This is a genomic window from Shewanella sp. ANA-3 (genome assembly GCF_000203935.1).
Taxonomy (GTDB): Bacteria; Pseudomonadota; Gammaproteobacteria; order Enterobacterales; family Shewanellaceae; genus Shewanella.
Genome location: NC_008577.1, coordinates 4,692,004 through 4,713,699 on the forward strand (window position 1 = coordinate 4,692,004; position 21,696 = coordinate 4,713,699).

The following is a 21,696-nucleotide window of genomic DNA, read 5'->3' on the forward strand; positions in this document are numbered from 1 at the left end:
CAAACGCCAAATGCAAAAAAGCCAGCTTATGCAGCTGGCTTCATTGTTTAATTAGGCGCTTGGCGATGACCTACTCTCACATGGGGAGACCCCACACTACCATCGGCGCGATTGCGTTTCACTTCTGAGTTCGGGATGGGATCAGGTGGGACCACAATGCTATTGTCACCAAGCAAATTTGTTATTCACTACCCGTCTTATCTTGATGCAGGCAGTAAATTAAATTCGGAAAGCTGGTTTGAGTTGCACTTCTTAAGTGTTTGTATTCAAGCTAAGTACTTGTAAAACCCATCTGGGTTGTATGGTTAAGCCTCTCGAGTCATTAGTATCAGTTAGCTCAACGCCTCACAACGCTTACACACCTGACCTATCAACGTCCTAGTCTCGAACGGCTCTTTAGTGGACTTAAAGTCCAAGGGATGACTCATCTTGGGGCTCGCTTCCCGCTTAGATGCTTTCAGCGGTTATCGATTCCGAACATAGCTACCGGGCAATGCCATTGGCATGACAACCCGAACACCAGCGGTTCGTTCACTCCGGTCCTCTCGTACTAGGAGCAACTCCCCTCAATCATCCAACGCCCACGGCAGATAGGGACCGAACTGTCTCACGACGTTCTGAACCCAGCTCGCGTACCACTTTAAATGGCGAACAGCCATACCCTTGGGACCGACTTCAGCCCCAGGATGTGATGAGCCGACATCGAGGTGCCAAACACCGCCGTCGATATGAACTCTTGGGCGGTATCAGCCTGTTATCCCCGGAGTACCTTTTATCCGTTGAGCGATGGCCCTTCCATTCAGAACCACCGGATCACTATGACCTACTTTCGTACCTGCTCGACGTGTCTGTCTCGCAGTTAAGCTGGCTTATGCCATTGCACTAACCGTACGATGTCCGACCGTACTTAGCCAACCTTCGTGCTCCTCCGTTACTCTTTGGGAGGAGACCGCCCCAGTCAAACTACCCACCAGGCACTGTCCTTAACCCCGATTAGGGGCCCAAGTTAGAACATCAACACTACAAGGGTGGTATTTCAAGGACGACTCCACGAGAACTAGCGTTCCCGCTTCAAAGTCTCCCACCTATCCTACACATGTAGGGTCAATGTTCAGTGCCAAGCTATAGTAAAGGTTCACGGGGTCTTTCCGTCTAGCCGCGGGTATACGGCATCTTCACCGCAATTTCAACTTCACTGAGTCTCGGCTGGAGACAGCGTGGCCATCATTACGCCATTCGTGCAGGTCGGAACTTACCCGACAAGGAATTTCGCTACCTTAGGACCGTTATAGTTACGGCCGCCGTTTACCGGGGCTTCGATCATGAGCTTCTCTTGCGATAACCCAATCAATTAACCTTCCGGCACCGGGCAGGCGTCACACCGTATACGTCATCTTGCGATTTTGCACAGTGCTGTGTTTTTGATAAACAGTTGCAGCCACCTGGTATCTGCGACTGCCGTCAGCTTAGGGAGCAAGTCCCATCACCAACAGCAGCGTACCTTCTCCCGAAGTTACGGTACCATTTTGCCTAGTTCCTTCAGCCGAGTTCTCTCAAGCGCCTTGGTATTCTCTACCCGACCACCTGTGTCGGTTTGGGGTACGATTCCCGCTAACCTGAAGCTTAGAAGATTTTCCTGGAAGCATGGCATCAACTACTTCATCCCCTTGGGGACTCGTCATCAGCTCTCAGTGTATAGTGACCCGGATTTGCCTAAGTCACCCACCTACCACCTTAAACGCGGACTACCAACGCCGCGCTAGCCTAGCCTTCTCCGTCTCTCCATCGCAGTTAGCGGAAGTACAGAAATATTAATCTGTTTCCCATCGACTACGCCTTTCGGCCTCGCCTTAGGGGTCGACTCACCCTGCCCCGATTAACGTTGGACAGGAACCCTTGGTCTTTCGGCGAGGGGGTTTTTCACCCCCTTTATCGTTACTCATGTCAGCATTCGCACTTCTGATACCTCCAGTGTGGGTTACCCCTTCACCTTCAACGGCTTACAGAACGCTCCTCTACCGCGCAACCCTAATGGATTGCACCCGTAGCTTCGGTGGTATGTTTAGCCCCGTTACATCTTCCGCGCAGGCCGACTCGACTAGTGAGCTATTACGCTTTCTTTAAATGATGGCTGCTTCTAAGCCAACATCCTAGCTGTCTAAGCCTTCCCACATCGTTTCCCACTTAACATACACTTTGGGACCTTAGCTGACGGTCTGGGTTGTTTCCCTTTTGACGACGGACGTTAGCACCCGCCGTCTGTCTCCCGGATAGCACTCTTTGGTATTCGGAGTTTGCAAAGGGTTGGTAAGTCGGGATGACCCCCTAGCCTTAACAGTGCTCTACCCCCAAAGGTGTTCGTCCGAGGCGCTACCTAAATAGCTTTCGAGGAGAACCAGATATCTCCCGGTTTGATTGGCCTTTCACCCCCAGCCACAAGTCATCCGCTAATTTTTCAACATTAGTCGGTTCGGTCCTCCAGTTGATGTTACTCAACCTTCAACCTGCCCATGGCTAGATCACCGGGTTTCGGGTCTACGCCTTGCAACTAAACGCGCAGTTAACACTCGGTTTCCCTACGGCTCCGCTATTCGCTTAACCTCGCTACAAAACGTAAGTCGCTGACCCATTATACAAAAGGTACGCAGTCACGGTCTCAAGAACCGCTCCCACTGCTTGTACGTATACGGTTTCAGGTTCTATTTCACTCCCCTCACAGGGGTTCTTTTCGCCTTTCCCTCACGGTACTGGTTCACTATCGGTCAGTCAGGAGTATTTAGCCTTGGAGGATGGTCCCCCCATATTCAAACAGGATATCACGTGTCCCGCCTTACTCGTTTTCATCAAAGGTTAGTTTTCGTGTACGGGGCTATCACCCTGTGCCGCTGGACTTTCCAGACCATTCCACTAACACCCCTCTGACTTAAGGGCTAATCCCCGTTCGCTCGCCGCTACTAGGGGAATCTCGGTTGATTTCTTTTCCTAAGGGTACTTAGATGTTTCAGTTCCCCTCGTTTGCCTCGTAACGCTATGTATTCACGTTACGATGACAGCTTATGCTGCCGGGTTCCCCCATTCGGACATCGTTAGCTCAAATGCTTGTTACTAGCTCGCCAACGCTTTTCGCAAGTTACTACGTCCTTCATCGCCTCTGACTGCCAAGGCATCCACCGTATACGCTTAGTCGCTTAACCATACAACCCAAATGAGTTTCACATCACTTGCGTCGTTGCGACCAGCTGGTTTTACTTGTCTCATCTTCGACCAAGAAGATGGACTCGCCTTAGACTTGAATATTCAAGACACTTAAAAAGTGTTTTAAGAACTCAATTTTTTTCGTATTAACACAACGACAGACATCATTGTATTAATTACTATCAGCTTTCCAAATTGTTAAAGAACAATGCTTACCGGCAAGCGGTGCATTTCGCTCTCCCTTCTCTTTCGAGAAGTTCAACAAGCCATCTGTGTGAACACTCAACAAACATCGAGTTAGTCGTATAGGTAAGGAGGTGATCCAGCCCCAGGTTCCCCTAGGGCTACCTTGTTACGACTTCACCCCAGTCATGAACCACAAAGTGGTGAGCGCCCTCCCGAAGGTTAAGCTACCCACTTCTTTTGCAGCCCACTCCCATGGTGTGACGGGCGGTGTGTACAAGGCCCGGGAACGTATTCACCGTGGCATTCTGATCCACGATTACTAGCGATTCCGACTTCATGGAGTCGAGTTGCAGACTCCAATCCGGACTACGACGAGCTTTGTGAGATTAGCTCCACCTCGCGGCTTTGCAACCCTCTGTACTCGCCATTGTAGCACGTGTGTAGCCCTACTCGTAAGGGCCATGATGACTTGACGTCGTCCCCACCTTCCTCCGGTTTATCACCGGCAGTCTCCCTAGAGTTCCCACCATTACGTGCTGGCAAATAAGGATAGGGGTTGCGCTCGTTGCGGGACTTAACCCAACATTTCACAACACGAGCTGACGACAGCCATGCAGCACCTGTCTCAGAGTTCCCGAAGGCACTAAGCTATCTCTAGCGAATTCTCTGGATGTCAAGAGTAGGTAAGGTTCTTCGCGTTGCATCGAATTAAACCACATGCTCCACCGCTTGTGCGGGCCCCCGTCAATTCATTTGAGTTTTAACCTTGCGGCCGTACTCCCCAGGCGGTCTACTTAATGCGTTAGCTTGAGAGCCCAGTGTTCAAGACACCAAACTCCGAGTAGACATCGTTTACGGCGTGGACTACCAGGGTATCTAATCCTGTTTGCTCCCCACGCTTTCGTGCCTGAGCGTCAGTCTTTGTCCAGGGGGCCGCCTTCGCCACCGGTATTCCTCCAGATCTCTACGCATTTCACCGCTACACCTGGAATTCTACCCCCCTCTACAAGACTCTAGTTTGCCAGTTCGAAATGCAATTCCCAGGTTGAGCCCGGGGCTTTCACATCTCGCTTAACAAACCGCCTGCGCACGCTTTACGCCCAGTAATTCCGATTAACGCTTGGACCCTCCGTATTACCGCGGCTGCTGGCACGGAGTTAGCCGGTCCTTCTTCTGTAGGTAACGTCACAGCTGCAAGGTATTAACTTACAACCTTTCCTCCCTACTGAAAGTGCTTTACAACCCGAAGGCCTTCTTCACACACGCGGCATGGCTGCATCAGGGTTTCCCCCATTGTGCAATATTCCCCACTGCTGCCTCCCGTAGGAGTCTGGGCCGTGTCTCAGTCCCAGTGTGGCTGATCATCCTCTCAGAACAGCTAGGGATCGTCGCCTTGGTGAGCCATTACCTCACCAACTAGCTAATCCCACCTAGGTTCATCCAATCGCGGAAGGCCCGAAGGTCCCCTCCTTTCCCCCGTAGGGCGTATGCGGTATTAGCAGTCGTTTCCAACTGTTATCCCCCACGACTGGGCAGATCCCTAGGCATTACTCACCCGTCCGCCGCTCGCCACCTCATGAGTAAACTCACTTGTGCTGCCGCTCGACTTGCATGTGTTAGGCCTGCCGCCAGCGTTCAATCTGAGCCATGATCAAACTCTTCAATTAAAAGTTTTGTGAACCCTAAGGTTCGGCTCAATGAATTCTGAATCGACTTAACTTAATAAGTCGTTGTACATATTGCTATGAACACTCATTCATTGATTTAAATTTTGATTACTCGCCAAACGGCAGAGTAATTTCGATTAACTCAACACCAGTGAGTGTCCACACAGATTTCTTGTTTAGATTGTTAAAGAGCATTTAGACCTCAAGCTTCGCGTTACCGCTCAGCGGGTCAGGGCTGCGTATTCTACGCATTTCCCATTTGGCGTCAAGGCGTTTTTGCAAACTTCTTGAGGCTTTCGAATCAAGTGCACACTTTGCATTCGATTCGCACTGTAACCGCATTCGCTTTCGCTGTCTGCCGTGTCAGTGGATGCGCATTATAGGCAGCGAAACTTTTTGTGCAAGCGCTTTTTTGAAGTTTTTTGCATTATTTTTCAAATCGTTTTTTACACCCAATCTAGGCACAAGCTATCCACGAGTTACACCCAGAGTTATCCACAGTCGCTGTATTTATCACCGCTGAGCGCCGCTCAACATCGCTAAGTGAAACAATTTATCACTCAATACAGACGCGTGGTTGCAATATTAAAGGAGGAATAAAGATGAAATTCGGCAATGAGGATATAGAAAAGGTAAATAGAGGAAGCCGCGACCTTATACTTATATAGCTATATAAAAGTATAAGGTCGTGCAACGCGCGCTCACTTGTGGTGTTAGTTTGCACTCCACAGTAACTGGCCGCAATCGGTAAGATCGTATCCACCTAATAACGAGGCCATTTGGCGCGTGTGTCCGCTACTTAGCATAGTAAAGAGCTGTTGCAGTTGTCTGCGGAAGTAAATGCTTTGCGGCATCACAAAGTCGAAGGACTCTTTGACGAGAGGCACGAAGCTTAAGCCGCTCTCTAGGGCAACGGATTGGCAACCGAAACCAATGTCGGCATCACCCCGTGCAATATATCCTGCAAGCTCACGTTCGCTATAGGCCGTTAGCACCACATTGAGTTGGTCTAAACGTGCCCCTTGCTTTAATAGCCATTGTTCTAGATGTTGCTGACTACCAGCGCCACCTTGGCGACTGACCCAACGCCAGGGTAAGGTGAGTACCTTATCCTCTTCTTGGCATCTGTGGTGCATATCGGTACGCATGATCAAGCCTTGCTGGCGGGAATAACCATGCACCATGATCCATTGTTGGTGGTTTTGATAACCTTTAAGTAAGGCTGGATGACGGATATTCCTATCCTCCATGCTACCCCAGTGCAGGGTACAAACGTCGGCATAGCCCTTTGCTAATAGCTCTAACCCGAGGCGCGAGCCCGTTGCGCTGTAACTGATCAGTTCACGGCTCCCTACCTGTGCCATCAAGCGCGCCACTAACATAGAAAGCAGAGGATCATCGCTGCCAGTGATCAAGAGCCGGTCGGTTAACATACCGCTGTGGCAGGAGTCCATCACCCAGCGGTCAATTAGAACCTTAGGGAATAACCATTTACCGGTGATTTTCGTTGCAGGCAGAATTCGGTCATTCGCCATAGCGTAGACTTTCTTCTCGTTCAGATCTAAATACTCAGCAACCTGCTTCGCGCTCATGTAAATCAATTCACTGGCGGATGTCATCTTATATCCTTGTCGTCCTATCTCTTCTAAATTCAACCGATACCATCATTAGCAGCTTATTTGCCTACAGTGGTATTCGCATCAAATTCGATGTTTTCACTACCGTGATAGATCAAAAAGTGGCGCCCTTTCGCTCGGGCAATAATGGTGATGCCCAGCTGCTGCGCAAGCTCTAGCCCCATTTGCGTCACGCCACTGCGCGATAGCAATACGGGGATCCCCATCTTGGCAACCTTGATCACCATCTCCGAGGTGAGTCGCCCCGTGGTATAGAAAATCTTGTTATCGCCCCGATCCTGAGCCAACCACATATCGCCCGCTAAGGTGTCCACAGCATTGTGGCGCCCGACATCTTCTACGAAGGCAAGAATTTGGTCGTTCTCGCAGACACCACAGCCATGAACGGCGCCGGCATTCTTATAAGTGTCATTATATTCATTGATATTTTTAAGCAAACTGTAGAGCGTACTTTGCTTCAGGCTTGGTGTGGGCAGCTGGATATCATCTAAATCCTGCATAAAACTGCCATAAACTGTTCCTTGGCCACAGCCTGAAGTCACGGTTTTTTCTGATAATTTTTGCTCGATATCGGCAGTTTGCTCGCGGGTTAACACGGCGGCGGAGTTCACATCCCAATCGACAATCACTGAGTCCAACTGGCTAACATCGGAAATAAAGCCTTGATTTTTAAGATAGCCTAACGCAAGCGACTCGGGTTTAGCTCCTAAGGTCATCAGGGTCACAATCGGACGCCAGTTCAGGTAAACCGTTAAAGGTCGCTCACAGGCAACATGCTTATCGATCACTTCACCCGATTCGTCTACGGCTTTGACGGCAATCGTTAACGGCACTTCAGCCTGGGTTTTCACAAAAGTGAAGGCTGGTTTCGCTGGCGATGGGTGGTCATTGGGCTGTGCTTGCTGAGCAATATTAGAACTATTATCAGAAATCATAATGTTACCGCTTTACGTGTGATGGCATCAGCATAGCAATATTTATACCTAGGTATGAAACTCTGGGCTAAATGCGTGATCCGTCGCAATTATGAATATTCCAGTGGGCGTAAATGTCCCAGACAAAATGACACATTAGACAAAATGTCCTAAATTTACCCTTATTTTGATGATCCACCTCAAACAAATACCCCCTGTTTAATGGCATTAATATTGCAGTGACCTTTTATCGCAATCAGTAGGGGAAAGAGAACCGTTCGCTCAGGTTCGCCCCTCTCGGCTGAAACGGAGAGACAATGCAACATACCACTAGTGTTTGGCCAATGTACGTTTCGCTCAAAAAAGTAGAGAAACAAATGGGCCGTTGGACCTCAGTACAATGGGAAATTGATCATCTACTGCCCGCCACCCACGAAGCTCCCGAAGGCGCAACCTTAGTACTGCTCGAACTGCACAAAGACGAGCGCGCCAGTTATCGCATCAACCTCGACATGGATAATGCCATGCTGTACTTGGTCTGCGATGAAATGGCAGATGGCACTTGGGTACCCGCGCTACTCTCGGCGGATCAAAACGTGGCGGCAGGCTGCCTTGAAGGCAACACCCCCGTTATCAACATGCTGATGCCAGAGGCGATCGCCTGCTGGATTGAAGCCTTTATCACCCAATACGGCGAAGTTGAAATCGCCGCTTATCGTCGCAAGCATGTCGACCACCGTAAAAACCAAGGCCCTAGCCGCGACCCATTGCGGAGGGACTAATGGCTGACTCAACCCCAAAGGCTAACGGCTTTTTTAGCCGTTGGAGCCAGCGCCGTGAGCAGGTCGCCGCCGAAGAAGCCGCACTTGCAGCTCAAACGGCCGAAAAAACCGCTGAAGCAAACTTAAATACCACAACTGAGCCCACTTTGGTTGAGTCTGCAGCGCCGACTTCTGAACCTCAGGATGTCCTCCCACAAACCGATGAGGATCCCAACCGCCTCCTCACCGCGGAAGAGTTGCCCAATCCCGAAGAAATTGAGATTGGCGGCAGCTTTGCTAAGTTTATGGGAGCCAATGTTGACCCAGCGGCCAAAACGGCAGCGCTACGCGCATTGTGGAAACAGCCTCATTTCAACGAGATAGATGGTCTCTTGGAATATGCGCTCGACTACAGCAATCAGCCAAAGCTTACGCCAGAGGTCTCTGCTGAGTTAGCCCAAAAAGTATTCCGTTTTATCACCAAAGAGAATGAAGAGTCAGACGAAGATCCGACCTCAATCCCCAGCGATGCGGTGGTGAATACAGAAAATGCAATGGAATCAAAAAACAGTGATGTCGAAACCGAATTAGCAAACACTCAGATCACGGACAATTTGGATGGGGAGACTGATGACCTACCCCAAAATGCACCAGAGCCAGTCGCTCAGATGCAAAAGCCTGTTGTTTAATGTCAGTTTAGCTAATTTTTATGTCCATAACTTTGGTATGTGAATTGCTGTACTAAGGGATAAAAACTTAGATAAAAGCAGAAAAGGCAAGGACTTAGTCTCAAATTACCGCCTAAATCTGCAGCCAAACAGCTATAAAAGAGCAGCCAAAGTACTGTTCAGGAACGCAATGTGAGCACTCATTTGATGACCAATCAAACCCAGCTTGCGCTAAAACAAGCGCGGCAAAATGTGTTAGCCCAAACGCAGATTTTACAGAATCTGATCCCGCCAACAGTGAGCTACACCACTGAAGGCACAGTGCTAATTATTGGCCCAGAGGATCTGGCACGCCTCGCGGCGGACAAATTGTCCACTATGGCGAGCCGTGTGATTTTGGCTAACGAAGCGATTACCAGCCAAGATGAAACCCACCTTGAACAGGTGATGGCTGCGGCGACGGATGTCGAAAGCTACTATAACAAACTCATTGGCATTAAAGGATTTTTAGGTCAATTCCAAGTCAGTGTCGAGCATCAAAATGGCGCGGCAGAATTGAGTGTGGTTGCCATTCGTAAAGCTCATTTCGATTTGATCCTCGATTTAAGCAGCACACCTTGCTTGAATTTAGAAATGCTGCCGCCGGGCTATTTCTATGTCGGTCAAGACGATGCCAAACTGGCCGATGCGCTGGAGCAACTCCCCGAACTGGTGGGGCAGTTTGATAAACCCCGTTACGTAAAAATCAATGCCGACTTATGCGCCCATGACCGTAATGGCATCAATGGCTGTAACCGTTGCCTCAACTTCTGCCCCGCCGATGCGATTAGCAGTGTCGCCAAGAAAATTGAGGTCGACCCTTACCTCTGCCACGGCGCGGGCAGTTGTGCGAGTGCCTGCCCGACGGGTGCCATTGGTTACGACTTACCGACGCCACAGGCACTGCATTCTTACCTGAATAAGATTATCAACCGTTACCGTGAGCAAGCCCAAACCGCGCCCGTGATCCTGTTCCACGACAATGCGGTTGGCGCAAGCTTGATAGGTGACGACTTAGCCGGGGATGTGCTCCCCGTTGCCCTAGAAGAAATCACCGTTGCCAGCATTGACCATTGGTTAGCAGCTCTGGCTTGGGGCGCACGCCAAGTGTTAATCCTCAATACCGAGGCGACAGCTCCCACACTCACGCAAATGTTGAAAGGTGAACTCGCTTTAGCCAACAGCATGTTAGATGAAATCGGCCAACCGCAGCGCCTGAGCCTTATCGACCCAAGCATGCTAACGAATTTGGAGCCGCTGCTCGATATCAGCCTCGATTGGCCGGTGATTGTGCCGGGCGCTTTTGCACCCACCACCAAACGTAACACCTTGTTTGACGCGATTGACCATCTGAACAGCCAAGCAGGTGAAATCAACAGTAGTTTAAGTATCAACAACGTTCCCTACGGCAAAGTCAGCGTCAATGTCGAGAAATGTACTCTGTGTATGTCCTGCGTGGCGATTTGCCCCACCATGGCATTGCAAGATGGTGGCGACAAACCTGCACTACACTTTATTGAGCAAAACTGTGTTCAATGTGGCTTATGTGAGGCGGCGTGCCCTGAAAAGGTCATCAGCCTGACGCCACAAATTAACTTTGATAAAGCTGCTCGTCAGCAATTACAAACCCTGAAAGAAGAAGCCCCATTCGAATGTATTCGCTGCGGCTCTCCTTTTGCGACCCAATCTATGGTGCATCGGATGCTGGATATGGTCGGCGCGCACAGCGCATTCTCAGCCAATATTGAACGACTGAAAATGTGTGGCGATTGCCGGGTAAAAGACATGTTTGAAGACATTCTTCAAGATCCTGAAAAGCAACTGCGATAAGAGATCCGCTATGACCGAATCAGTAAGACAAGTATCAGAAAACGATCAGTTGAGAGCCGATATCTATCAACTGTTGGCCGCCCTGTTGCGTCGCCATCCAAGCCCTGAACTGCTGCAATTTTTGGCCAATCTTGAAATCGATGCCAATGAAGACAATGAGATGACCAAGGCTTGGTTATCCCTGCAATTGGCCGCCCAGCAGTTCAGCAGTGAACAATTAGAAGATGAGTATTTTGCCCTGTTCCTCGGCGTGGGTTGTGGCGAAATCCTGCCCTATGGCAGCTGGTTTATGACGGGCTCACTGATGGATAAGCCTTTAGCTCTGCTGCGCCAAGACTTAATGCAACTCGGTTTTGAACGTGAAGAAAACGTCAAAGAACCCGAGGATCATGTGGCCGCGCTGTGCGAAGTCATGGGCATCTTGATCCTTGAAGCGCCAGGCTACCGTCAATTGGCATTCTATCAACGCCACATTGGCAGTTGGATTCAGCGCTTCTGCGACGCCGTCAGCAAAGCCCCGAGCGCGGCGTTTTATGCCACGGTCGCCCATCTTGCTAAGGCATTTTTCGAGATGGAAGCCACCGAATTTGAGCAACTGAGTTTAGACATTCCCGTCAATTGCCCCGGCAGTGCGGAGCTACAACCCGCCGCCAGCGATTTAGAAAAACAAGTGGAATTAATGAACTAAACTTAAAACGGTTGGCGATACGCAGATTCAGTGCTTATCGCGTTTTAGTTTGATAGGCAAAGGTGGACTTAAGGTTCACCTTTGCCACAAAAAGGAAGCTTAGGCTTCCACAGTAACCGAGGTGGTCGTGGTATGCATCACCTCATCCAGTAACACAAGGAGACACTATGAAGAAGCAAGCTTCCGACATGGGCCGTCGTCAATTGCTCAAAGCATTGGCACTCGGCAGTGCGGCTGGCGCGGTTGCGACTGTCAGTAGCCAAGCTCTGGCTGCCACCCCAACAGTTGCCCCAAGCGAACCTAAGAGTGACAACTATCGCGAAACCGACCATATCCGTAACTACTATGCGTCGTTGAACAACTAACCAGAGGAGTGTGTGTGATGCGATTAACCCGCAAAACAGACCAAGTCGTCGAGCCAAAAGTGCCCGCCCTCGGTCTTAATCGTCGCCAATTCTTAAAATCTGCAGGTCTTGCCACTGGTGGTATCGCCGCCGCGTCTATGCTTGGCACAGGTATGATGCGTAAAGCACAAGCGCAGGAACATATCCCCCATAATGCACCAACTGAAGTCAAACGTACCATTTGCTCTCACTGCGCAGTGGGTTGTGGTATCTATGCTGAAGTGCAAAACGGTGTGTGGACAGGTCAAGAACCCGCGTTCGATCATCCATTTAACCAAGGCGGCCACTGCGCGAAAGGGGCTGCACTGCGTGAACACGGCCACGGTGAAAAACGCCTGAAATACCCAATGAAGTTAGAAGGCGGTAAGTGGAAGAAGATCTCTTGGGAACAAGCGATCAATGAAGTAGGCGATAAAATGACGGCGATTCGTCAAGAATCGGGTCCAGACTCTATCTACTTTATGGGTAGTGCTAAGTTCTCTAACGAACAGGCTTATTTATATCGCAAACTCGCGGCACTGTGGGGCACAAACAACGTCGACCACTCAGCCCGTATTTGTCACTCTACCACGGTAGCCGGTGTTGCTAACACTTGGGGCTACGGTGCGCAAACCAACTCGTTAAACGATATCCGCAACTCTAAGTGCATCATGTTCGTGGGTTCAAACCCAAGTGAAGCACACCCTGTCGCCATGCAACACATTCTGGTGGCAAAAGAGCGCGGCGCTAAGATTATCGTTGTTGACCCACGTTTCACCCGTACTGCAGCTAAGTCTGACGAGTACGTGCATATCCGCCCAGGTACCGATATCCCCTTCATCTATGGTCTGTTATGGCACATTTTTGAAAACGGCTGGGAAGATAAAGAGTTCATCAATCAACGTGTTTACGGCATGGAACGTATTCGCGATGAAGTGAAAAAATATACCCCCGAAGAAGTCGAAAACGTTGCAGGCGTGCCTAAGGCGCAAATGTACCGTATCGCTAAAATGTTAGCCGAGACCAAACCAGGCACTATCGTATGGTGTATGGGCGGTACTCAGCACCACGTCGGTAATGCCAACACCCGTTCATACTGTATTTTACAGTTAGCGCTGGGCAACATGGGCGTATCTGGCGGCGGTACCAACATTTTCCGTGGTCACGATAACGTGCAAGGTGCAACAGACTTTGGTCTGTTATTCGACAACTTACCCGGTTACTACGGCTTAACATCAGGCGCTTGGGCTCACTGGTCTGGCGTTTGGGACTTAGATCCAAAATGGGTTGCAGGCCGTTTCGACCAAGGTGAATACTTAGGTCAAACGCCACAAACCTCAACGGGTATCCCCTGCTCTCGCTGGCACGACGGTGTGTTAGAAGATAAAACCAAGATCGCGCAGAAGGACAATATCCGTCTGGCGTTCTTCTGGGGTCAATCAGTTAACACCGAAACCCGTGGCCGTGAAGTGCGTGAAGCGCTGAACAAGTTAGATACTGTGGTCGTTGTCGACCCAATCCCAACCATGGCAGGTGTGATGCACCAGCGTAAAGATGGGGTATATCTGCTCCCAGCGGCGACCCAATTTGAAACCTACGGCTCAGTGTCTGCCACTAACCGTTCGATTCAATGGCGCTCTAAAGTCATCGAGCCACTGTTTGAGTCTCTGCCTGACCACGTGATCATGTACAAACTGGCGAAAAAGCTGGGTATCGAAAAAGAATTCTGTAAGCACATCCAAGTGAATGGCGAAGAGCCATTGATTGAAGATGTGACTCGCGAGTTCAACAAAGGTATGTGGACCGTCGGTTACACAGGTCAAAGCCCAGAACGTTTGAAAATGCACCAAGAAAACTGGGGCACCTTCGATGTAAACAGCCTGACCGCACCGGGCGGCCCAGCTAAAGGTGAAGTTTACGGCTTACCTTGGCCATGTTGGGGTACGCCAGAAATGAAACACCCTGGTACCCAAATTCTTTACGATCAATCTAAAGAAGTGAAAGACGGCGGCGGTACTTTCCGTGCCCGTTACGGTGTTGAACACAATGGCGTTAGCATTCTTGCCGACGGTTCATTCTCTAAAGGCAGTGAAATTCAAGATGGTTATCCTGAGTTTACCGCCGACATGCTCAAGCAATTGGGTTGGTGGGATGACTTAACCGAAGACGAGAAGAAACTGGCCGAAGGCAAAAACTGGAAGACAGACCTGTCTGGCGGTATCCAACGTGTTGCTATCAAGCACGGCTGTATTCCTTTCGGTAACGCGAAAGCACGTTGTATCGTGTGGACTTTCCCAGATGATATCCCACTGCACCGCGAGCCACTCTACACTCCTCGTCGTGACTTAGTCGCTAAATACCCAACCTACGAAGACCGTATGGTTGCGCGTCTACCGACTCTGTATAAGTCAATTCAGGATAAGGACTTTACCCAAGGCTTCCCACTGACACTGACCTCTGGTCGTTTAGTGGAATACGAAGGTGGTGGTGAAGAATCTCGTTCTAACCCTTGGTTGGCCGAGCTACAACAAGAAATGTTTATCGAAATGAACCCGGCAGACGCTGCTGACCGTGGTATCCGTGACGGTGACAATGTCTTTGTTCATAGTCCTGAAGGCGCCAAGATCACAGTGAAGGCAATGGTGACACCACGGGTTGTTCCGGGTGAATGTTTTATGCCATACCACTTCGCCGGTATCTTCGAAGGTGAAAACCTCGCGAAGAATTACCCAGAAGGTACAGTACCTTATGTACAAGGTGAATCGGCAAACACCATTTTAACTTACGGCTATGACGTTGTGACTCAGATGCAAGAAACTAAGTCCAGCCTTTGCCAAGTTAGCAAAGCCTAACCTACTTGATGAGGAGATAAGCCATTATGGCAGTCATGAAATTTTTGTGTGACACCAAACGCTGCATCGAGTGTAACGGCTGCGTCACAGCATGTAAAAACGAAAACGACTCCGCACTTGAGTGGGGTATTCAACGTCGCCGCGTGGTGACGATTAACGATGGTCAACCGGGTGAAGCATCGATTTCAGTAGCATGTATGCACTGTACCGACGCTCCTTGCATGGCCGTATGTCCGGCAGATTGTTTCTACCGTACTGACGATGGCATTGTGCTACACAACAAAGATACCTGTATCGGTTGTGGCTACTGCTTCTATGCCTGTCCGTTTGGTGCACCACAATTTCCGAAGAAAACCGCCTTCGGTAGCCGCGGTAAAATGGACAAGTGTACTTTCTGTGCCGGTGGCCCAGAAGAAACCTTCTCCGAAGCCGAGCACAAGAAATACGGTGCAAACCGTATTGCTGAAGGCAAGCTACCTATGTGTGCTGAGCTTTGTTCAACCAAAGCGCTGCTTGCGGGTGATGCGGAAGTAGTATCAAACATCTACCGTCAACGTATGGCCTCTCGAGGCAATCCTAACGTGATTTGGGGCTACAACCCAAAGACCGGTGAGATTAACTAAGCAGAGTGAAGGTTAGGGAGTCATCCCTAACCTCTGGCAAGGAGTGAAAATGTTAAACAAACAGTTAAACAAATCACTGCGCAGTCTGTTTGCTCTGATGGTACTCGTGATGGGATTGGGCCTAGGTTCAGTAATGAGCGCAAGCCCAGTACAAGCAAGTGATCAGCAATCGAGTCAACAACAGGCGAAAGCGCAAACCAGCGAAGCCGATCTGTGGCGCGCGGTAAAGTCGGGTGAAACTGGCTATACCACAGCCAAAGGGGTCGAAACTGGGGTGTTGATTAACGTTGCCGGTAACCAAGGTAAAGAACTGAGAAACCAATACATCACCCCGATTATGGCCTTGGCTGTAACGGGTGTGTTTGGTGCTTTCTTACTGTTTTACTTGGTGAATGGTCCTTCAAGACTCAGCCACGGCTTTTCAGGCAAGATGGTGGCTCGTTGGTCTAAGGCGGATCTGTGGATCCACTGGATCATGGCAATTAGCTGTCTCACGCTGATGTTTACCGGCTTAACCATTATGCTCGGTAAGCATGTTGTGCAAGAGCTGCTAGGGCCAGACATCTGGGCACCGCTGATCTACGGCAGTAAAACCGTGCACGACTGGGCTGGTCCCATCTTTATCATGGCGTGGATTGTCTGCGTGGTGAAATGGATGCCGCTACAAACCTTTAAGATGTACGATCTTAAATGGTTCTTAGTGGTCGGTGGCTATATCAACTTTGGCCCATTCAAAGGCAAACACCCTGACAGTGGTTTTGCTAACGCCGGTGAAAAAATGTGGTTCTGGACACTGACCCTCTTCGGACTGTTTATCAGTGTGTCTGGCATCATGTTGGTATTACCCGGCTTAGATCTACCCCGTGAAGCCTCGATGGGCGCGCTGCTGATCCACTCGATCAGTGCCGTTATCCTGATTGCCTTTACCATAGTGCATATCTGGATGGCGACCGTACTCAGTGAAGGCGGTATGGAGTGCATGAAGTCAGGCTATTGTGATGAGAACTGGGCTATCCAGCACCACAATTTATGGTATGACGAAATCAAAGCTAACGGCAGTCTGCGTTATAAAGACTAACTAAAGCCTGAAGCTTTACCCCAATAAAAACACCTCGCAGTGCGGGGTGTTTTTTTACCTAGACTCCAAACAACAACTCATTAACAAGCGTTTCATTTTTATCCGAAAACCGACCCATTTTTGCGTGTTCACACAAGTGCTGAAACCATGAGCGAGTTAACGCTTTTGCATCAGCACGCCTGCCTGTCCGGCTGCAAACTGTTCTAGATCAAATCCTACTCAATCTTTTCCTACTATATTGCCCTCACGCGCGATGATTAACGGCAAGCAAGATGATTTCATTATCTTTTCCACCTCTAATCTTCACTTTTTGATAACAAGTTTAATCCCTCGAAAAGTCGCGCCATCCAAGAACCATAACCCCTCATTCAGGAGTCAGCATGAAGCAACAACCTAGCGATTTATCTCGCCGTTCTTTGCTTAAAGCACTCACCGTTGGCAGCGTTGCCGGCGCCGCAATTGCCGCTACCGGCATGAGCGCAGCCCAAGCCAGCGAGAGCAGCAAGGTAACAACTAAAGAGCCTAAGGGTTACCACGAAACTGCGCACATTATCAGCTATTACGATAGCCTGCGTAGCTAATCTAGGAGAAGTCAGCGATGAAGTTAACTCGCAAGTCCGATGTCGCCCAAGTGGCCGACAAACCGACGTTAGGCATTAGCCGTCGTCAATTTATGAAGCAAGCAGGTATTACTACTGGTGGTATCGCAGCCGCTTCTCTGATGGGTACAGGCATGATGCGCCGCGCAGAAGCCAAAGATGTGCCACACGACGCGCCGATCGAAGTTAAACGTACGATTTGTAGTGCCTGTGCTGTGGGTTGTGGTCTGTATGCCGAAGTGCAAAATGGCGTGTGGACAGGTCAAGAACCCGCGTTCGATCACCCATTCAATGCCGGCGGTCACTGCGCGAAAGGTGCTGCACTGCGTGAGCATGGCCACGGTGAAAAACGCCTGAAATACCCAATGAAATTGGTTGATGGCAAGTGGAAAAAAATCTCTTGGGAAGATGCGATTAACGAAGTGGGCGACCAAATGCTCAACATTCGTAAAGAATCTGGCCCAGACTCTGTGTACTTCATGGGTAGCGCTAAGTTCTCTAACGAAGGCTGCTATATGTACCGCAAACTGGCGGCCATGTGGGGCACAAACAACGTCGACCACTCTGCTCGTATTTGTCACTCTACCACGGTAGCCGGTGTTGCTAACACTTGGGGTTACGGTGCGCAAACTAACTCTTTCAACGACATTCAGAATGCCAATGCCATCTTCCTGATCGGGGCAAACCCAGCAGAAGCGCATCCGGTTTCAATGCAACACATTCTGATCGCCAAAGAGAAAAACAACGCGAAAATCATCGTTGTTGACCCACGTTTCTCTCGCACAGCGGCGCACTCAGATCTGCACTGTGCAATTCGTCCTGGTACTGATATTCCGTTTATCTACGGTATGTTATGGCACATTTTCGAAAACGGTTGGGAAGATAAAACCTTTATCCAACAACGCGTATTCGAGATGGAAACCATCCGCGAAGAAGTGAAAAAGTTCCCACCTAAAGAAGTGGCGGATATCACTGGCGTGAGCGAAGAAGTGGTTTATCAAGCCGCAAAACTGATGGCAGAAAACCGTCCGGGTACTGTGATTTGGTGTATGGGTGGTACTCAGCACCACGTCGGTAACGCTAACACTCGTGCTTACTGTATTCTGCAATTAGCCTTAGGCAACATGGGCGTTTCTGGCGGCGGCACTAACATTTTCCGTGGCCACGACAACGTACAGGGCGCGACTGACTTAGGTCTGCTGTTCGACAACCTGCCTGGCTACTACGGTTTAACCTCAGCCGCTTGGACTCACTGGACCCATGTGTGGGATCTGGATATGGAGTGGGTGAAGAGCCGCTTCGATCAAAACGCCTACTTAGGCAAAGATCCAATGACCACCCCAGGTATTCCTTGTTCTCGCTGGCACGATGGCGTGTTAGAAGATAAGAGCAAGCTGGCACAGAAAGACAATATCCGTATGGCCTTCTTCTGGGGTCAATCGGTCAACACTGAAACCCGTCAACGTGAAGTGCGTGATGCCTTAGACAAGATGGACACAGTCGTGGTTGTCGACCCATTCCCAACCATGGCGGGTGTTATGCACCGTCGTAAGAATGGCGTGTATCTGTTACCTGCTGCGACTCAGTTTGAAACTCAAGGTTCAGTGTCTAACTCAGGCCGTTCTATCCAATGGCGTGAGCAGGTTATCCAACCTTTATTCGAGTCAAAAACCGACATCGAAATCATGTACCGTTTAGCGCAAAAACTCGGTATCGCCGAGCAATACACTAAACGCATCGCCAAAGAAAACGGCTTACCGGTTATCGAAGAAATCACCCGCGAAATCAACCGCGGCATGTGGACCATCGGTATGACAGGTCAAAGCCCTGAGCGTATCAAGCTGCACACCCAAAACTGGGGCACTTTCAGCAACAAGACGCTCGAAGCCGCCGGCGGCCCAGCTAAAGGCGAAACCTACGGTTTACCTTGGCCATGTTGGGGCACACCAGAAGCTAAACACCCTGGTACCCAAATTCTGTATAACCAATCTAAACACGTTAAAGACGGCGGCGGTAACTTCCGTGCTCGTTACGGCGTTGAATACAATGGTAAAAACCTGCTGGCTGAAGGCTCTTTCTCTAAAGGTGCCGAGATCCAAGACGGTTACCCAGAATTTACCGATAAGCTGCTGAAGCAACTCGGTTGGTGGGATGACCTGACTGCGGAAGAAAAAGCCGAAGCCGAAGGTCGTAACTGGAAGACCGACTTATCAGGCGGTATCGTGCGCGTGGCAATCAAGCATGGTTGTATTCCATTTGGTAACGCTAAAGCCCGTTGTATTGTTTGGACTTTCCCAGACCAAGTGCCAGTTCACCGCGAGCCGTTATACACAGCACGCCGTGACTTAGTGGCTAAATACCCAACCTACGACGATATGCAAGTTCATCGTCTGCCAACACTGTACAAGTCAATCCAAGAGAAAGACTTCAGTGGCAAGTACCCACTGGTACTGACCTCTGGTCGTTTAGTGGAATACGAAGGTGGTGGTGAAGAATCTCGTTCTAACCCATGGCTGGCTGAGCTTCAACAGGAAATGTTTGTTGAAATCAACCCAGGCGACGCAGCCGACCGCGGTATCCGCAACGGTGAGTTTGTGTGGTTAGAGGGCGCCGAAGGTGGCCGCATTAAAGTACAAGCTCTGGTAACGCCACGCGTTAAACCAGGTGTGACCTTTATGCCATACCACTTTGCGGGTGTGATGCACGGTGAAAGCTTAGCGCCTAACTACCCTGAGGGCACTGTGCCTTACGTTATCGGTGAATCCGCTAACACGGCACTGACCTATGGTTATGACCCTGTGACTCAAATGCAGGAAACCAAAGCGTCGCTCTGTCAGATCGTTAAAGCGTAAGTGCAGCTTAAGCTAGGAGAATTGCCACTATGGCTACAATGAAATTTTTGTGTGACACCAAGCGCTGCATCGAATGTAACGGCTGTGTCACCGCATGTAAAAACGAAAACGATTCCGCTCTCGAGTGGGGTATCCAACGCCGCCGCGTCGTGACTATCAACGATGGTCAACCCGGTGAAGCTTCAATCTCTGTCGCCTGTATGCATTGCTCAGACGCGCCATGTATGGCGGTTTGCCCAGCAAACTGCTTCTACAGAACCGAAGACGGCATTGTGCTACACAACAAAGATGCCTGTATTGGTTGCGGTTACTGCTTGTACGCCTGTCCATTTGGCGCACCACAGTTCCCGAAAAAAGGTGCCTTTGGTAGCCGCGGTAAGATGGATAAATGTACCTTCTGTGCCGGCGGCCCAGAAGAAAACCACTCAGAGGCAGAGCGCCAGAAGTACGGCTCAAACCGTATTGCCGAAGGTAAACTGCCAATGTGCGCAGAACTATGTGCGACTAAGGCCCTGTTAGCGGGTGATGCAGAAGTGGTTTCTAGCATCTTCCGTGAGCGTGTGGCTTACCGTGGCGCTAAAAACGCGGCTTGGAATTAATTCAGGTCACAGGATCTGTCCACAGACTTAGCTTGGCGCCTGCTAGCAGGCGCCACTAAGCGAGAGAGGATGTATGATGAACAAATGGTTCAAACACATAGGTTTAGCCATAGCACTGCTGTTTAGTGCCGTGTGTCTAGCCAATGGTGGTGATGAACAAGCGCTCCAACCTCAAGCCTCTGATGCCCAAATTTGGGCACAGCTGAAGGACGGCGCCACGGGATACACTACCTCCCAAAGCGAGTTCCACGCACAACCGATCAATACCTATGATCTGCGTGTACTGGAGCTGCGTAGCGACTGGTTAGCGCCGGCCTTAATGGCGGCGTTATTCGGCATGATCATTATCTTTGTCTTATTTATCAAGGTGAACGGCATCTCCAAGCTACACCATGGTTTTTCGGGCAAGCTAGTGCATCGCTGGTCAAAGTTCGACGTTTCAATCCACTGGCTCGGTGCGATCCCGTGCTTAATGTTGATTCTAACGGGCTTAACTTTGTTAGCGGGTCGTTTCTTCTTCCAACCTTGGTTGGGCGAAGGCATCTGGGAAGCCATAGTCTATGGCGCGAAGCAAATCCACGATGTGATGGCGATTCCGTTCATGATCGGCTGGGCATTGATGACAGTGTTATGGGCGAAGAACCAGCTGCCAAAAATGTACGACGTGAAATGGTTCCTCGTTGTTGGTGGTTACATCAACTTTGGTCCCTTCAAAGGTAAGCACCCTGATGCTGGTTTTGCTAACGCCGGTGAAAAAATGTGGTTCTGGGCCTTCGCCCTGTTTGGATTAGTGATTTCTGCCTCAGGCATGTTGTTACTGTTCCCAAATCTTTTCGAACCAAGCCGTACCTTAAGCTTAATCGCGCTGGTATTGCACTCAGTGAGCGCCATCGTGATCTGCGCCTTCTCTATCGTGCACATCTTTATGGCAACGGTAATGTCAGAAGGCGGTATGGAGTGTATGGTGTCTGGCTATTGTGATGAAAACTGGGCAACCCAACACCACAACCTGTGGTACGACGAAATCAAAGCCAACGGCACTTTGAAATATAAAGAGTAAAAGTCGCTGAAAACAAAAAACCTCCACAGCATGCTGTGGAGGTTTTTTTATCGGTAAAATAAGTG

At 49.9% G+C, this 21,696-nt stretch carries 14 protein-coding genes and 3 rRNA genes; 12 read left to right on the forward strand and 5 right to left on the reverse strand.

Going from position 1 to position 21,696, the window contains the following annotated elements; translation table 11 throughout:
• Positions 1–57 precede the first annotated feature (57 nt).
• The 5 genes from rrf to SHEWANA3_RS20440 form a co-directional block, all read right to left on the reverse strand.
• Positions 58–173: ribosomal RNA gene (rrf, locus tag SHEWANA3_RS20420) — 5S ribosomal RNA — on the reverse strand.
• Between the two features lie 128 nt (positions 174–301).
• Positions 302–3,194, reverse strand: a 23S ribosomal RNA gene (locus tag SHEWANA3_RS20425).
• A gap of 311 nt (positions 3,195–3,505) precedes the next feature.
• Positions 3,506–5,048: ribosomal RNA gene (locus tag SHEWANA3_RS20430) — 16S ribosomal RNA — on the reverse strand.
• The 16S, 23S and 5S rRNA genes sit together here, the layout of an rRNA operon.
• A 713-nt stretch (positions 5,049–5,761) precedes the next feature.
• A complete protein-coding gene (locus SHEWANA3_RS20435) occupies positions 5,762–6,667 on the reverse strand; it encodes a helix-turn-helix transcriptional regulator (RefSeq protein WP_011718636.1) in 906 nt (301 codons plus the stop codon).
• Between the two features lie 56 nt (positions 6,668–6,723).
• A complete protein-coding gene (locus tag SHEWANA3_RS20440) occupies positions 6,724–7,620 on the reverse strand; it encodes a formate dehydrogenase accessory sulfurtransferase FdhD (protein ID WP_011718637.1) in 897 nt (298 codons plus the stop codon).
• A gap of 296 nt (positions 7,621–7,916) precedes the next feature.
• On the opposite strand from SHEWANA3_RS20440, the gene SHEWANA3_RS20445 reads away from it, so the two are divergent.
• The 12 genes from SHEWANA3_RS20445 to SHEWANA3_RS20500 all read left to right on the forward strand — a co-directional run bounded on the left by SHEWANA3_RS20445 (position 7,917) and on the right by SHEWANA3_RS20500 (position 21,631).
• Positions 7,917–8,381, forward strand: coding sequence for a DUF3305 domain-containing protein (locus SHEWANA3_RS20445; RefSeq protein WP_011718638.1), 465 nt, complete (start codon positions 7,917–7,919; stop codon positions 8,379–8,381).
• Entirely contained in the window at positions 8,381–9,049 is a 669-nt protein-coding gene (locus SHEWANA3_RS20450; protein WP_011718639.1) for a DUF3306 domain-containing protein, read from the forward strand. Before SHEWANA3_RS20445 ends, SHEWANA3_RS20450 begins: the two co-directional genes overlap by 1 nt.
• Before the next feature lie 186 nt (positions 9,050–9,235).
• Entirely contained in the window at positions 9,236–10,897 is a 1,662-nt protein-coding gene (locus SHEWANA3_RS20455; RefSeq protein WP_011718640.1) for a 4Fe-4S binding protein, read from the forward strand.
• A gap of 10 nt (positions 10,898–10,907) precedes the next feature.
• Complete coding sequence (locus SHEWANA3_RS20460; RefSeq protein ID WP_011718641.1) at positions 10,908–11,585, forward strand: molecular chaperone TorD family protein; 678 nt, start codon at positions 10,908–10,910, stop codon at positions 11,583–11,585.
• A gap of 167 nt (positions 11,586–11,752) precedes the next feature.
• The gene (locus SHEWANA3_RS20465) at positions 11,753–11,950 is read left to right on the forward strand and encodes a twin-arginine translocation signal domain-containing protein (protein WP_011074127.1); all 198 of its coding nucleotides are present in this window, start codon (positions 11,753–11,755) and stop codon (positions 11,948–11,950) included.
• Positions 11,951–11,967: 17 nt separating this feature from the next.
• On the forward strand, positions 11,968–14,820 hold the full coding sequence (locus SHEWANA3_RS20470; RefSeq protein WP_011718642.1) for a molybdopterin-dependent oxidoreductase: 2,853 nt from the start codon (positions 11,968–11,970) through the stop codon (positions 14,818–14,820).
• Positions 14,821–14,846: 26 nt separating this feature from the next.
• Entirely contained in the window at positions 14,847–15,443 is a 597-nt protein-coding gene (fdh3B, locus tag SHEWANA3_RS20475) for a formate dehydrogenase FDH3 subunit beta (RefSeq protein ID WP_007651894.1), read from the forward strand.
• Positions 15,444–15,492: 49 nt separating this feature from the next.
• On the forward strand, positions 15,493–16,521 hold the full coding sequence (locus SHEWANA3_RS20480; RefSeq protein ID WP_011624443.1) for a formate dehydrogenase subunit gamma: 1,029 nt from the start codon (positions 15,493–15,495) through the stop codon (positions 16,519–16,521).
• Between the two features lie 380 nt (positions 16,522–16,901).
• Entirely contained in the window at positions 16,902–17,102 is a 201-nt protein-coding gene (locus SHEWANA3_RS20485) for a twin-arginine translocation signal domain-containing protein (RefSeq protein ID WP_011624444.1), read from the forward strand.
• Between the two features lie 17 nt (positions 17,103–17,119).
• Positions 17,120–19,972 carry a molybdopterin-dependent oxidoreductase gene (locus SHEWANA3_RS20490; protein WP_011718643.1) on the forward strand — a complete coding sequence of 951 codons (2,853 nt, stop codon included), beginning with the start codon at positions 17,120–17,122 and terminating at the stop codon, positions 19,970–19,972.
• A 29-nt stretch (positions 19,973–20,001) separates the two neighbouring features.
• The gene (gene fdh3B, locus SHEWANA3_RS20495; RefSeq protein ID WP_011627524.1) at positions 20,002–20,571 is read left to right on the forward strand and encodes a formate dehydrogenase FDH3 subunit beta; all 570 of its coding nucleotides are present in this window, start codon (positions 20,002–20,004) and stop codon (positions 20,569–20,571) included.
• Between the two features lie 76 nt (positions 20,572–20,647).
• Entirely contained in the window at positions 20,648–21,631 is a 984-nt protein-coding gene (locus tag SHEWANA3_RS20500; RefSeq protein ID WP_011624447.1) for a formate dehydrogenase subunit gamma, read from the forward strand.
• The last annotated feature ends 65 nt before the right edge of the window (positions 21,632–21,696 follow it).

What these genes read in the sequence shown, in the direction of transcription:
- SHEWANA3_RS20480 (WP_011624443.1), top strand. Translation starts at nt 15,493, where the DNA reads ATGTTAAACAAACAGTTAAACAAATCACTGCGCAGTCTGTTTGCTCTG.
- SHEWANA3_RS20435 (WP_011718636.1), bottom strand. Translation starts at nt 6,667, where the DNA reads ATGACATCCGCCAGTGAATTGATTTACATGAGCGCGAAGCAGGTTGCT.
- SHEWANA3_RS20460 (WP_011718641.1), top strand. Translation starts at nt 10,908, where the DNA reads ATGACCGAATCAGTAAGACAAGTATCAGAAAACGATCAGTTGAGAGCC.
- fdh3B (WP_007651894.1), top strand. Translation starts at nt 14,847, where the DNA reads ATGGCAGTCATGAAATTTTTGTGTGACACCAAACGCTGCATCGAGTGT.
- SHEWANA3_RS20455 (WP_011718640.1), top strand. Translation starts at nt 9,236, where the DNA reads ATGACCAATCAAACCCAGCTTGCGCTAAAACAAGCGCGGCAAAATGTG.
- SHEWANA3_RS20440 (WP_011718637.1), bottom strand. Translation starts at nt 7,620, where the DNA reads ATGATTTCTGATAATAGTTCTAATATTGCTCAGCAAGCACAGCCCAAT.
- SHEWANA3_RS20445 (WP_011718638.1), top strand. Translation starts at nt 7,917, where the DNA reads ATGCAACATACCACTAGTGTTTGGCCAATGTACGTTTCGCTCAAAAAA.
- SHEWANA3_RS20485 (WP_011624444.1), top strand. Translation starts at nt 16,902, where the DNA reads ATGAAGCAACAACCTAGCGATTTATCTCGCCGTTCTTTGCTTAAAGCA.
- SHEWANA3_RS20450 (WP_011718639.1), top strand. Translation starts at nt 8,381, where the DNA reads ATGGCTGACTCAACCCCAAAGGCTAACGGCTTTTTTAGCCGTTGGAGC.
- SHEWANA3_RS20470 (WP_011718642.1), top strand. Translation starts at nt 11,968, where the DNA reads ATGCGATTAACCCGCAAAACAGACCAAGTCGTCGAGCCAAAAGTGCCC.
- SHEWANA3_RS20500 (WP_011624447.1), top strand. Translation starts at nt 20,648, where the DNA reads ATGAACAAATGGTTCAAACACATAGGTTTAGCCATAGCACTGCTGTTT.
- fdh3B (WP_011627524.1), top strand. Translation starts at nt 20,002, where the DNA reads ATGGCTACAATGAAATTTTTGTGTGACACCAAGCGCTGCATCGAATGT.
- SHEWANA3_RS20490 (WP_011718643.1), top strand. Translation starts at nt 17,120, where the DNA reads ATGAAGTTAACTCGCAAGTCCGATGTCGCCCAAGTGGCCGACAAACCG.
- SHEWANA3_RS20465 (WP_011074127.1), top strand. Translation starts at nt 11,753, where the DNA reads ATGAAGAAGCAAGCTTCCGACATGGGCCGTCGTCAATTGCTCAAAGCA.